General features: G+C 42.9%; 12 protein-coding genes. 6 read left to right on the forward strand and 6 right to left on the reverse strand.

What is annotated here, in order from left to right; genetic code table 11:
- The first annotated feature begins 37 nt into the window (after positions 1–37).
- The 5 genes from ccoG to J6I44_RS10490 all read left to right on the forward strand — a co-directional run bounded on the left by ccoG (position 38) and on the right by J6I44_RS10490 (position 5,470).
- Positions 38–1,489, forward strand: coding sequence for a cytochrome c oxidase accessory protein CcoG (gene ccoG / locus J6I44_RS10470; protein ID WP_265766051.1), 1,452 nt, complete (start codon positions 38–40; stop codon positions 1,487–1,489).
- A gap of 10 nt (positions 1,490–1,499) precedes the next feature.
- The gene (locus tag J6I44_RS10475; protein ID WP_265766052.1) at positions 1,500–1,982 is read left to right on the forward strand and encodes a FixH family protein; all 483 of its coding nucleotides are present in this window, start codon (positions 1,500–1,502) and stop codon (positions 1,980–1,982) included.
- A 3-nt stretch (positions 1,983–1,985) separates the two neighbouring features.
- Positions 1,986–2,624 (forward strand): sulfite exporter TauE/SafE family protein, encoded by a 639-nt coding sequence (locus J6I44_RS10480; protein WP_265766053.1) that lies wholly within the window; start codon positions 1,986–1,988, stop codon positions 2,622–2,624.
- Between the two features lie 156 nt (positions 2,625–2,780).
- Positions 2,781–4,094 carry a two-component system sensor histidine kinase NtrB gene (locus J6I44_RS10485; RefSeq protein ID WP_265766054.1) on the forward strand — a complete coding sequence of 438 codons (1,314 nt, stop codon included), beginning with the start codon at positions 2,781–2,783 and terminating at the stop codon, positions 4,092–4,094.
- A 20-nt stretch (positions 4,095–4,114) separates the two neighbouring features.
- Positions 4,115–5,470 carry a sigma-54-dependent transcriptional regulator gene (locus tag J6I44_RS10490; protein ID WP_265766055.1) on the forward strand — a complete coding sequence of 452 codons (1,356 nt, stop codon included), beginning with the start codon at positions 4,115–4,117 and terminating at the stop codon, positions 5,468–5,470.
- Positions 5,471–5,537: 67 nt separating this feature from the next.
- Here J6I44_RS10490 and J6I44_RS10495 read toward each other — a convergent pair whose 3' ends face one another.
- From J6I44_RS10495 to J6I44_RS10510, 4 genes are all read right to left on the reverse strand, one after another.
- Complete coding sequence (locus J6I44_RS10495) at positions 5,538–5,741, reverse strand: YgaP family membrane protein (RefSeq protein WP_350356692.1); 204 nt, start codon at positions 5,739–5,741, stop codon at positions 5,538–5,540.
- 117 nt (positions 5,742–5,858) lie between these two features.
- Positions 5,859–6,842, reverse strand: a complete 984-nt coding sequence (locus J6I44_RS10500; RefSeq protein ID WP_265766056.1) for a universal stress protein — start codon at positions 6,840–6,842, stop codon at positions 5,859–5,861.
- A gap of 29 nt (positions 6,843–6,871) precedes the next feature.
- Positions 6,872–7,600, reverse strand: a complete 729-nt coding sequence (locus J6I44_RS10505) for a YceI family protein (RefSeq protein WP_265766057.1) — start codon at positions 7,598–7,600, stop codon at positions 6,872–6,874.
- A 19-nt stretch (positions 7,601–7,619) separates the two neighbouring features.
- Positions 7,620–8,222 (reverse strand): YceI family protein, encoded by a 603-nt coding sequence (locus J6I44_RS10510; protein WP_265766058.1) that lies wholly within the window; start codon positions 8,220–8,222, stop codon positions 7,620–7,622.
- Between the two features lie 381 nt (positions 8,223–8,603).
- Here J6I44_RS10510 and J6I44_RS10515 point away from each other — a divergent pair, with 381 nt between their 5' ends.
- The gene (locus J6I44_RS10515) at positions 8,604–9,008 is read left to right on the forward strand and encodes a response regulator transcription factor (protein ID WP_265766060.1); all 405 of its coding nucleotides are present in this window, start codon (positions 8,604–8,606) and stop codon (positions 9,006–9,008) included.
- A gap of 196 nt (positions 9,009–9,204) precedes the next feature.
- Here the strand turns inward: J6I44_RS10515 and J6I44_RS10520 are convergent, their stop codons facing one another.
- Positions 9,205–10,524, reverse strand: a complete 1,320-nt coding sequence (locus J6I44_RS10520) for a hypothetical protein (protein ID WP_265766061.1) — start codon at positions 10,522–10,524, stop codon at positions 9,205–9,207.
- Positions 10,525–10,962: 438 nt separating this feature from the next.
- Positions 10,963–12,249 (reverse strand): acetyl-CoA hydrolase/transferase family protein, encoded by a 1,287-nt coding sequence (locus tag J6I44_RS10525; RefSeq protein ID WP_265766062.1) that lies wholly within the window; start codon positions 12,247–12,249, stop codon positions 10,963–10,965.
- Between the last annotated feature and the right edge of the window lie 6 nt (positions 12,250–12,255).

The raw sequence follows: 12,255 nt of genomic DNA on the forward strand, positions 1-12,255 counted from the left end.
AACACTGCCTACAAGGCTAAATATTAAACCAATAACCATGTCTTCTGATAAAGATCGAAGAATAGATAAGGATTCCTTTCGCGATCACCTTTCTACGGTTGATAAGGAAGGCAAGCGAAACTGGATTTTCCCCAAGAAACCCAGCGGGCGCTACTATAAGGCTAGAAATATTGTAGCGGTATTATTGCTGCTTTTATTTTTTTCGGGCCCGTTTATTACCATTAATGGGCAGCCTATACTCCTGTTGAATATCATAGAACGTAAATTCGTAATATTTGGGATGGCCTTTTGGCCGCAGGATTTAGGATTGCTCGTCTTTGGAGCACTGTCGTTTATCATTTTTATCGTATTATTTACAGCAATTTTCGGGCGGCTATGGTGCGGCTGGGCATGTCCACAAACAATATTCATGGAGATGGTCTTCCGCCGGGTAGAATACTGGATCGAAGGTGATCGTGCCCAACAAATTCGGCTCAATCGGTCAGAATGGAACTGGAACAAGATTTGGCGGAAAACTTTGAAACATAGCGTATTCTTTGGGATGGCCTTCCTTATTTCCAATCTATTTCTGGCCTATATTATTGGCAAAGATCAGCTGTTTACCATCATCACCGACCCACCTTCACAACATCTCGCCGGGCTGGCCTCAATCACGGTCTTCAGCGGGGTCTTTTATGGGGTATTTGCTTTTTTACGTGAACAGGTATGTCATTTTATTTGTCCCTATGGGCGTATGCAGTCGGTATTACTGGATAATAACTCCATCAATGTGATGTACGACTACAAACGAGGGGAACCGCGAACAAAACCTCAGAATCGCGATGACCTTGGCCGTAAGGCCACACTGGATGATTTGGGCTTGTCCCCGGAAACCAATTATGGGGATTGTATCGACTGCCATCAGTGCGTGCGCGTATGCCCAATGGGTATCGACATCCGCAATGGCACCCAACTTGAATGCGTGCACTGCACGGCCTGTATTGATGCTTGCGATGATGTGATGGATAAAATCAACAAGCCACGGGGACTCATTCGATACTCATCTGAAAATGCCATCCGTAAAGAAAATGGAAAAAACTTCACTCCACGCGTTGCCGGCTACAGCAGTATATTGGTTGTGTTGCTCATCACTTTTTTTACTTTTCTGAGCATGCGTGCCGATACCGAAACCTCCATTCTGAGGCAACCCGGGACCATGTTTCAGAAACTGCCGAATAATCAATACAGTAACATCTATGAGGTTAAAGTTATCAACAAAACCTTTGAACCCATCCAGTACGAGGTAAAACTGCTACAACCTGGTGGAGAGTTGACCCCACTGGGTGATTTCAGTGAGGTCCCTGCTCAAGGATCAACCAAAGGTCGGTTGCTTGTTAAGCTCCCAGTTGAATTGTTGGCGGGCTCTCAAACAGAACTCACCTTTAACGTATATGCCAATGGCGAAAAAGTGGAAACCATAACTTCAGGCTTTATTGGTCCTAATCTTTAAATTCTCCAGAATGAATACCGAATCTGAACAGAAAAAAAGTGGTGGTTTTAGCTGGAACTGGGGTAACGGTATTGCCCTTGTCATTATCTTGTTTATTTGTACCACAATGGGCGTGGTTGGGTATCTTATCTCCCTGGATTTTTATGTCGTATCGGATAACTATTACGAAAAAGCAGAAGAATACCAGCAGCATATCGAACGGATACAACATACCAGTGCCATGGATCAACCGGTTGAAATAATGCTATCCGATGATAAACAAAACGTGACCATACAATTTCCTACGGATACCAACAGCCAAGAAACAGACGGTAAAATCCAGTTGTACCGACCCAACGATTCTTCTCTTGATCACACAGTGAAGTTGACCCTTAATGACCAACATAGGCAAAGCATTAGTACCGCCAATCTTATGAAAGGCAAATGGGTGATTAAAGTAAGCTGGACTATTGACCAAAAAGGCTATTACAAACAAAAGAACATCTTTTTATAGTATATGGAAACCTGGACCGCCTTGGCTATCGGTTTTTTTGGCAGTTTTCACTGCATTGGGATGTGCGGTCCCATTGCCCTTGCCTTGCCGGGGCAAAATGACTCTAAATTATTTTTCATTTCCGGAAGACTACTTTACAATATCGGTAGAATTGTCACTTATAGTCTTCTTGGGGCATTATTCGGGGTTATAGGGTATTCCATCATGCTGGCCAAACTGCAGAATACCTTATCAATTTTCCTGGGAATACTCATCATATTGGGTTCCGTTTCACAGACCAGCTTCTTTCAGGGATGGAAAAAAAAGATGAAACTAAACCTACCGTTTCAAAAACTTAAAAAGTTGATTAACTCACAATTCAACAAAAGAGGTCAAGGCACGCTGTTTACCATTGGCCTTCTAAATGGACTGCTGCCCTGTGGATTTGTTTATATTGCGCTCGCCGGTTCCATTACCACTGGCTCAATTGTTGGAGGAAGTATCTTTATGGCCCTTTTTGGTCTGGGTACGCTCCCAGCTATGTTTGCCATGGCACTGGCCCCGGGCATGATCAGCCTGCAGCTACGCAGGAAAATTAATACTATTCTTCCTTTGTTGGCGGCCGGATTGGGAATCTATCTTATCTACCGAGGAATAATGTGATATTAAAGATGTCTGGATATCGAAGGCCGACAATGCTCTGTGTGTAGCAAGCCTGATATCATTCTAATTCTTTACTCCAAAAAGGATTAAGAACATTTTTTAAGTTTAAAATAAGGTTATATATATACTTAACGGATTCAAAACAATTTAAAGAGTATGATGGGTAGAGATTTTTGGAACTTTATTAAGCACGTACGATCAGGGTACCTGCTATTTACATCACTGTTAATTTTAGGATTTTTCTATGGTAGCTTTGAAATAATTAAAATCGTTTTCTTTGATAATACCTCTGATGAAACAATGCAAGTTCTCTATTTTAGCAGAGGTATCACCGTATCTCTATCACTCATGGTCTGGGCCGCTTGGACCGTATATAATTATCGCGAACTGTACCAAGAGCAACTGGATACAGCCGAACAGAAATACCGGGATATCATAGAACATTCTGCAGATGCTATTATAACACTTAACCATGAAAACGAGATCACTTCTTGGAACCAAGGGGCAGAACAGATCTTGGGGTGGGAGGCGGATGAAATTGTAGGAGCTCCATTGGAAAAAATCATCCCCCAGTCACTTTTGGAAAAGGGAGAATTGAAACAGATCCAAGAGGCTATGTATCCTAATGGATATACAACAAATTATGAAACAGAACGCTTGCATAAGAATGGAGAAAGTATCCTTGTTTCGCTGACAGAATCTCTTATTCGTAATGAAAATGATCAGGTTATCGGTCGGTCAAAGATTTTACGTGATCTTACCGACCTTAAGATCAAAGAAGAACAGATTCAGCATTCTGAGCGTCTGGCCACACTTGGCCATATGGCTGCTGGGGTAGCACACGAGGTTGGAAATCCACTTACCGCTATCTCATCGCTCGTACAACTTTGTCAACGCAGAACCGATGATCCATTTATACAGGATCAACTAACAAAAGTACGCGAACATATCCACCGTATCACTAAAATTGTGCGCGACTTAGTTGACTTTTCTCGTCCTTCCAGCTTGGAAACGGAAGTGATGAACATAAATACTCTTGTAGAATCTGCTGTAGGACTTTTAAAGCATGATGCCCGCTGCCGTAATGTAGAATTCATCATGAACCTATCACAAGATCTTCCAAAACTGGAAGGCGTTCCCGATCATATTCATCAAGTATTTGTAAATATTCTTTTGAATGCCGTAGATGCTATGGAAAAAGTAAAAAAACCGGCTATCACAATAGCCTCGAGGGAAGAAAATAAGTCTATAAAAATATCTATCACTGATATTGGTATGGGAATCCCTGAAGAAGAACAAAACCGTATTTTTGAGCCATTCTTCACGACCAAAGAAGTGGGAAGTGGTACTGGCCTGGGGTTGTCAGTCAGTCATGGCATCATTAACCAAATGGACGGCAACATTGAGGTAGACTCCGAACCGGGCAAAGGGACCACATTTACCATAACATTACCTGTCCAACAAAAATAAATTGAAGGAAAAAAGTAAGTATGATAGGATCGATTTTAATAGCCGATGATGAAGAAGAAATTCGCAATTCGCTTGCCATCTTATTACGTGAAGAAGGCTATCGATGTGCTACTGCTCCTGATGGGAATACCGCTATTGAAGCCCTTAAGGAGCACGCATATGATATTCTCATTACGGACCTTAAGATGCCTGGTGCAAACGGTATTGAGGTTTTGGAGCAGGCCTTAGAATACTCCCCGAACATGCTTACAATCATCATTACCGCCCATGCTACGGTCGAGACGGCCATACAGGCTTTACGCAAGGGTGCCGCCGACTACATCCTTAAGCCACTGGATTTTGATGAGGTTACCCACCGAATTGAAAACCTGCTCAATCAAAAGAAGCTGATGCAGGAGAATAAATATCTTCGAGAGCAAATCGACCAAGAGTTTAACTTCAACCATATTATTGGGGAAAGTCCGGCCATGAAGCAGGTATACCGAATAGTAAAAAGGGTCAGCAGTGCCACCAGCAATGTACTTATTACCGGTCCCAGCGGCACTGGAAAGGAACTGGTAGCTCGTGCAATACACTCTCATGGCCAGCGTTCTTCCAAGCCTTTTATTGCCGTGAATTGCGGTGCGATCCCAAAAGATCTGGTGGAATCGGAACTTTTTGGACACAAAAAGGGAGCCTTCACCGGGGCTATTTCTCACAAAGACGGAGTATTTGTTGCTGCCCATGGTGGCACCGTTTTTTTAGATGAAGTGGGCGAAATTCCTTTAAGCCAACAAGTAAACCTGCTGCGGGTTATTCAAGAGCGTGAGGTAAAACCAATAGGTTCAAATAAAATGGTACAATTTGACACTCGTATACTTGCGGCAACGAATAAGGATCTCGGGCAAGAAGTAGAACAAGGCAATTTCAGAGAAGATCTGTATTATCGGCTAAATGTGGTAGAAATTCCCCTTCCAACACTTCAGCAACGTAAGGAAGATATTCCACTACTGGCCCAGCATTTTTTGCAAAAATACAGTAACGAACTTAACCGTCCCGTTCACGGGATCACCAGCGAGGCTATGGGTGCGCTCATGTCTTTTGAATGGAAGGGACAGGTGCGAGAACTTGAAAATATTATAGAACGCTCTGTACTGCTCGGAGATAACGACTTCATCAACCTTGATGATCTACCGGAGAGTATACGTACATCAAGCACGGAAGATTTTACCTATGATTCAAACTCCCTGGACAACGCCGTTCAGACCTTTGAAAAGCATCACATACTAAGCATCCTGAAACGCACCGACGGTAATAAAGCAGAAGCCGCCCGCCTGCTGGGGATCGACCCATCTACGCTGTATCGGAAAATGGAGCGGTATAAAATCGAGCTGTGACACGATCATACCTCCCCATCATCGTAATCTTTATCCCCAGCTGGCAAGCTTGGATATATTACCAAAGTCACCTTTCCTTACAGGTACTGAGTCCGAACGGGACATACAGAGGGCAAAAACTGATCATGCTTGTCAGTAAAAATATAACTGAAATCATAACCAGGATGATACCTACTGTTCCTGTTACGATATTTGTGAAATATAGCACAAGCATTACCAGTGCCAATATGCTTCGAATTATTCGATCAATGGTTCCCATATTAATTTTCATAGCATTTCCTCCTATTCTGTATTATTTGTTTGATTAATAAACGAGAACCATTAACCACTATATAGTTCTCTCCATATCTTATGGCGTTCTCATGATTATTATTTCATTATTTTTGTTCTAACCAACAGGCATTTCATCGAAATCCGGCTTTACCGTTATAACTGGCAGTGTTACATGGCGCGCCACATTTTCGGTCGTAGAACCAAGGAATACATGGGCCAAACCACTGCGTCCGTGGCTTGCCATCACCACCATATCAGCATTTTCAGCAGCATATTTTTCTATAACCTGGTGTGCTGAAATACCCCTGTCAACCACTAAAGTTACATCAATAGTTTTCTTTATCCCCTCCTCGAAGTATATAAACTGGCTTTCAAAATGCTCCCCTCTTTGCAATTCAATGGCGTCCCAGGAATGGGTTAGAAATTCTCTTATTCCTGTATATATGATGTCTCTGATATTTTCCTCAACCGAATGGGCCGGATCCATATGAATCACCTCTGCGGCCGTACCATATAATTCCTGTACATGGAACAGACTAATAGTAGCATTCAAAGTGTCGGCAAGTGATATTGCCATAGGCAAGGCTCTGAGTGATATTTGGGAGCCATCGGTGGGCAACAAAATATTTTCTACTGAGTCAAGATTTGATTCACCGGTAGTTAATACTGGAATTTTAGAATACCGGATAACTTTTTCTGCAATACTGCCGATCAAAAAATTGGAAGCATGTGCACCGAATGTTGCCATCAATATCAAATCATACCCTCCTTCTTCGGCACGCTTGGCAATAGCCCTGGCAGGTCCCGGAGCAATTTGTACAATATCCTTTCCTTTATTTTCGGGCTTCAAATAATCGTTCATCAATCTCTTAAGTTTATGAGAAGCCTGTTTTTTGAGCTGAGGATACATGTCCTCATTCATTTCCAGCGGTACACTAAGTTTAGCTATGCTTTTGTTAAAGTAATGCAGTGTTTGAATGATATGAATAACATCAACGGTGGCCCCAAAACGACGGGACAGCTGATGAGCTGCATTATAAGCGTTGATCGAATGATCCGAGAAGTCAGTGGGTACTAATATTTTTTTGATCGTGAACATGGCTCAATAGTTTTTAAATGTATATTTCCTTAATGATCACTAGCCTTGAAACTCTGGGGATCACTAAATGCATCTTTTAACCGCACGGTTACATCAAAATGTACGGTCAGTTCACTACTTGCTTTAATCAGGCCAAACATGGCTGTAGGGGGTTTAATATTGTAGGTATTCATGCTGATCTTCTTACTCCCTTTTACTCTAAAACGCTCTTCACTGATCAAGTGACCTGCCACGATTACTTGAGTCGTATCTTGAGTACCAGCAATTTCAAGTACCCCGGTTGTACTGATATTCATCCAGGATTCTTCTTGGTCTGCTGTTGCAGCTTCATCACCTTGCATCAATGAAGCAGATAACAGTTGATACCGTATGGATTGGTACTGTTTGGCTTTCAAGGCATCATACATATCATTGTTCATGCCCTTTTTACCACATTCCAAAGACTTAACGGGGATGGTAATCTCTATAGAGACCGCGCCGTGCCCCTGAACATTTTGCTGGGGTTCAGTAGTATTCTCGATGTTGCCATTTCCTGAGAGCTGTTCTGCATTGCAGGAATAATCTACAATACTGGCGGACCCTTCAATCCATAGCTTGCCCCCATCCTCTATTTCTATAGAGCCCTGTGGAGTAACCTGAGCTGCAGCCGCCCCCCCAATCATTATAAAGACAAGAGCGAGGAACAACCTCAGCACTGTGAAAGATGCTTGTTCATTCCGACTGTCTTTTACTTGATATTTGGGGCTCGACTGAAGCATAATTGGATCTCCGATAAAGTTATTTGGATACAAGAATATTGAATACAACCTCTACTTCCTCGCCACTCTTAATGGTTCCAAACATGGCGGAAGGTGGATCGACGTCATAATCCTTCATATTGATACTATAGCTACCTTCAAAGCGAAAGTTATTACCGTCAACCTGGGTGGCTTTTACCGGAAATGTTATGTCCCGGGAGTTTCCTTTGATGGTGAGTGTTCCGCTTGAGTTCAATTCAAAAGACTCTGAACTGGCATTACTCTCCACCAGTTCTGCTTTTGTAAGCTCAAATTTAATTTGTGGATAATCATCTTTTTCTAAGGCCCCATAAATTTTACGATTCATCCTGCCTTTTCCACTCTCAATAGATTCGACGGGAACCAAAATTGAAAAATTTGCAACAGGATTTGTTATAGGATCTTGCTGCAACGTTGCAGGCTCAAGTGCTATGTTTATGTCCATCTTTTCCACATCAGCTTCCCAATCGTGAATAGTAGAGGTCCCTTTAATAACCAAAGTGCTGGTTTCATTAACATTATAATTTACTGATTGTGCCCAACCTATGATGGGTAAAAAGATTATTAGTAAAGCTGCCAGTATGTAGTTTATTAACGTTTTCATAGCTGTAGAGAATTTAGGTTTTAGTATTTAATGTCTTCACTTATTTATATTGCAAGTGCCATTCCAAAACCTTTCAACTCATAACATTTTTTTGCTCAATTAATATTAGCTCTCTGTGAGCATATAACTGCGATTTAAACCCTGATCTTATTTAAGGCTATTATCAGGACCGGTTTACTCCTTGCATTCATGCATTTAACCTTGCTTTTGGTGTTGCATAATTGCAAGATCCGCTTCTCTCTCCCCTCCTCTTATTTCTGCATTGGTGTATGTTAAGCCATTTCCAAAAACGATGTATGCATATGCACTTCTTTGGTATCATGATTGCATTACTCTATTTAAACAATCGAAATATATAATCAATTCACTTAGGCCACCGGCATGAAAAAAATCATTTCTAATATCCCCACCATACTCGTGGCCGAACCTGAAGAAACTATCCGGGTATCTATCGAAATGATTTTAATAGAAGAAGGCTACGATTGTCATGCCGTTTCCCATCCGCAATCCTTGTTGCGGGCAGTTGAGGCATATAATTCTGATCTTATTATTGCAGATGTTGATATTCTTTACGACTATATTGAAGAAGTCCTCAGTCTACAGAGTCGTTCGCATAATTCAGAACCTCCTGGTTTCTTAGTCATTCTCAGCTACGAGCAAGTTCAGGATATGTTATACCTGATGCAATTTGGAATAACTGAGTATCTGATCAAACCCTTCCGGTTTGAGGAGATGACCAACCGAATTCGACATATGCTGGGCGACCATACCCAAAGTCATCACTAATCAGTGATAGGCAAAAAATAACTTCACAGCAGTACTCCCTCACTTACTTCTTTTTGATGCTCCCTCCCCAAAGACTGCGTCTAATCCAGCCGGTCGCACTACCCAATGAAATAAAAAACGGTACTGCCTTTCACAGCAGCACCGTCGTAGGGATGTTAGGGATAAGGTTTATTTCTTGTAGCTTCTATAACTATGCTTAGAAACTGATTATGGCTTCAAGCATGACTCCGTCGAATTCAGCTTCATCATAAGCCGTATCGATATAAGCATCACCGTCATAGGTTTGTTTTACATACTCAAATTTAGCAAGTACGTTTTTGGTCAGGAACCAACCACCGCCGATGTTGAAGCGGTCGACTTCGATATCCCCTCCCTGAGTTTCCCCTTCTACGTAGTTATAACGTCCGCCCAGGTAGAAGTTTTCATTGGCTCCCAGTCGGTAGAGTAGTTCCCCACCGTATTGATTGAACGTACGGGAATCAAATCCTTTAACATTTCCACTTGTATTTTCATATAGACCAAAGAACTCCAGCCCGCCCACTTTAAAGAAGGGGTTAACCATGATTGCCGTCATTTCACCGGCAGCTGCAGGTGCACCACGTCCGGGTGTAAAGTCGGGAGCAATACGTCCGCTTCGGAAATTGCCGCCCTCAATCACGTCGTAGTATCGGGAACCAGCACGATCTCCGGAGTATAAGTAGATGGATGGAGAGTTGGATACGTTAAGGATAGACCCTGTCAGGCGCAAACGCAGCTCTTCATTGAACTGCTTATCAAAGCCCAATTTTCCATAGAGTGTTGCATGAGTTTTAATATCTCCGGCTTCAACACTTTGATTCAATTTACCATTACTAACGCCAACCATCGCGAGCAATCCTTCGTTGAAGAAATAGAGCTCACCTGCTACTTCAGTAGTAAAGGAATCCATAAGATAGTTTCCAGCAAAAGGATTATGGATAGCAGCAGCATTATCGGTTCGACGGAAGTGAGCATCACCGTAGTTAAGCTCCATGTGCCCTACTTTAATACGGACCTTGTCCATTAAATCCGATAGTAACCCTTCCTGGATGAAGTCCAGGCGATCTATCTGCATATATCCGCCTTTTACATAGGTCTCCGTGTGGTGCTGCGAAGAAAGATAGGTACGCAAGTGCATGCGCAATCCATCCCCCAGCGCGACGTCAAGATCTAAGTTGGAAGTGGCCAGGTTGAAGTTGGACTCCAGCTCCGGCAATGTGCTTAAAATAGGATCGCCGGCTTCATCAACACCTGATGGCCATGGACCGGCATTATCCTGGCTAAGAGCCTGAAATTGTAATGTATTTGCACCGCCAATACGGACATTGAGACCATCAAATTCAACATCTGTCTCAAAAGGAGCTTCAAACTGGTTGAGTCCTCGTTGATCGGGATAGGTGAAATATTGCATTTCCCGGTCAAACTGAGCAAACGCACTTCCGCTTGCCAATAAAATAGCTAATAAACTCAATGCGATATGTGTAATTGTTTTTTTCATGATAGTAGCCTGTCTTAATTTATAAGTGAGGATTTAATTAGTATTGTTGTTTTTCACTATTACATAGACAAGGACTATTCCAAAGGAGATAAATATTTAAAGAAATACTTGTAGCAAATGAAAAACAGCCTCTAATTGCTATTAAGGCTTAAAATTAATGCCTGATAAATAAATTTTAAAGCCATGCTGTATTCGATTATTGCAACTATGCAACGCTCAAATATTTAAATTTGCAGTTATGCAATCGTGCCCGATGTATTTATCAGCTCACTCCTAACTTGCATGGCATATATTTTAAACTCTAACCTTATGCAAGAGTATTCGTTAGCTATAATGCTTAAAGCCGTCCCCCCGTTTATTAGTATTCTTGATGAGTATTCATATCAGGCTAATCCTCTTTTAGGAGTATCATATCAGACCGTTTTTTTGAAACTTGTTCTATACAGGTTGGTTGAAGCGTTCCATCACGGACTCTTGCAGGGCTTCCCGGTGATCGGGGTGGGCAATTTCAATTAACGCCTGGGCTCGCTGGCGCAGGTTCTTCCCATAAAGATTAGCCACTCCGTATTCGGTAACCACATAGTGCACATGCGCACGGGTAGTCACGACTCCAGCCCCCTGTTTTAGGTGGGGCACGATCTTGCTTTCCCCTTTCGCCGTAGTTGAGGGCAGCGCAATAATGGGCTTTCCACCCTCACTCAGAGAGGCACCACGAATAAAATCCATCTGACCGCCCACACCCGAGTAGTGATAGGTGCCTATAGAATCGGCGCATACCTGTCCCGTAAGATCTACCTCAATGGCACTGTTAATAGCCGTTACCTTAGGATTCTTTCGGATCACCGCGGTATCATTCACATATGCAATATCCAGCATGGCAATCATGGGATTATCATCCACAAAGTCATAAAGCTTACGGCTGCCCATCACAAAACCGGCCACAATTTTTTCGGGATGCGTTCTTTTTTTCTTGCCGTTAATAACACCGTTTTCGACCAGCTCCATCACGCCATCACTGAACATCTCAGTGTGGATACCCAGATCCCGGTGATTATTTAGTGCCTTTAGCACCGCATTAGGGATGGCCCCGATGCCCATTTGAAGGGTGGAACCATTCTCAACCAATTCGGCGCAATTCTCCCCAATTTCTTGCTCAATTTCGTTCGGCTCCGGGATCGTCAGCTCATGCAGCGGTTCCTCCGACTCCACTAAAGCATTAAAGCGGCTGGCATGGAAAATACCATCGCCATGGGTTCGGGGCATATTGGGATTGACAAGAGCAATAGCTTTTTTTGCACTTTGCAGAGCCGCCCGGCTGGCATCGACCGAAACGCCCAGCGAACAATAACCATGTTTGTCGGGGGGTGAAACCTGAACCAAAGCCATATCGATAGGCAGAATATCTTCGCGAAATAAACCCGGAACTTCACTCAAAAAAATCGACAGATAATCGGCACTCCCATAGTTCACGGCCTTGCGAACATTGGCTCCTACAAAAAGGGCATTGGTGCGAAATGTATCGCTGTATTCCGGTTTTACATAGGGTGCCTCGCCTTCGGTATGCAGGTGGATAATCTCAATATCTTCGAGCTCCGGAGCCCGCGCCGTCATAGCATTAATGAGCGGCCCGGGAGCCGCCGCTACGCTGTGAATAAATACGCGGTCTCCCGAAGTGATTAGTTTTACTGCTTCTTCTGCCGTCGTATAGTTGTTTTCAAAGGACATTATCTG

Origin of the sequence: Fodinibius salsisoli (assembly GCF_026229185.1) — a bacterium.
GTDB classification, from domain to species: Bacteria; Bacteroidota; Rhodothermia; order Balneolales; family Balneolaceae; genus Fodinibius; species Fodinibius salsisoli.

What these genes read in the sequence shown, in the direction of transcription:
- ccoG (WP_265766051.1), top strand. Translation starts at nt 38, where the DNA reads ATGTCTTCTGATAAAGATCGAAGAATAGATAAGGATTCCTTTCGCGAT.
- J6I44_RS10475 (WP_265766052.1), top strand. Translation starts at nt 1,500, where the DNA reads ATGAATACCGAATCTGAACAGAAAAAAAGTGGTGGTTTTAGCTGGAAC.
- J6I44_RS10480 (WP_265766053.1), top strand. Translation starts at nt 1,986, where the DNA reads ATGGAAACCTGGACCGCCTTGGCTATCGGTTTTTTTGGCAGTTTTCAC.
- J6I44_RS10485 (WP_265766054.1), top strand. Translation starts at nt 2,781, where the DNA reads ATGATGGGTAGAGATTTTTGGAACTTTATTAAGCACGTACGATCAGGG.
- J6I44_RS10490 (WP_265766055.1), top strand. Translation starts at nt 4,115, where the DNA reads ATGATAGGATCGATTTTAATAGCCGATGATGAAGAAGAAATTCGCAAT.
- J6I44_RS10495 (WP_350356692.1), bottom strand. Translation starts at nt 5,741, where the DNA reads ATGAAAATTAATATGGGAACCATTGATCGAATAATTCGAAGCATATTG.
- J6I44_RS10500 (WP_265766056.1), bottom strand. Translation starts at nt 6,842, where the DNA reads ATGTTCACGATCAAAAAAATATTAGTACCCACTGACTTCTCGGATCAT.
- J6I44_RS10505 (WP_265766057.1), bottom strand. Translation starts at nt 7,600, where the DNA reads ATGCTTCAGTCGAGCCCCAAATATCAAGTAAAAGACAGTCGGAATGAA.
- J6I44_RS10510 (WP_265766058.1), bottom strand. Translation starts at nt 8,222, where the DNA reads ATGAAAACGTTAATAAACTACATACTGGCAGCTTTACTAATAATCTTT.
- J6I44_RS10515 (WP_265766060.1), top strand. Translation starts at nt 8,604, where the DNA reads ATGAAAAAAATCATTTCTAATATCCCCACCATACTCGTGGCCGAACCT.
- J6I44_RS10520 (WP_265766061.1), bottom strand. Translation starts at nt 10,524, where the DNA reads ATGAAAAAAACAATTACACATATCGCATTGAGTTTATTAGCTATTTTA.
- J6I44_RS10525 (WP_265766062.1), bottom strand. Translation starts at nt 12,249, where the DNA reads ATGTCCTTTGAAAACAACTATACGACGGCAGAAGAAGCAGTAAAACTA.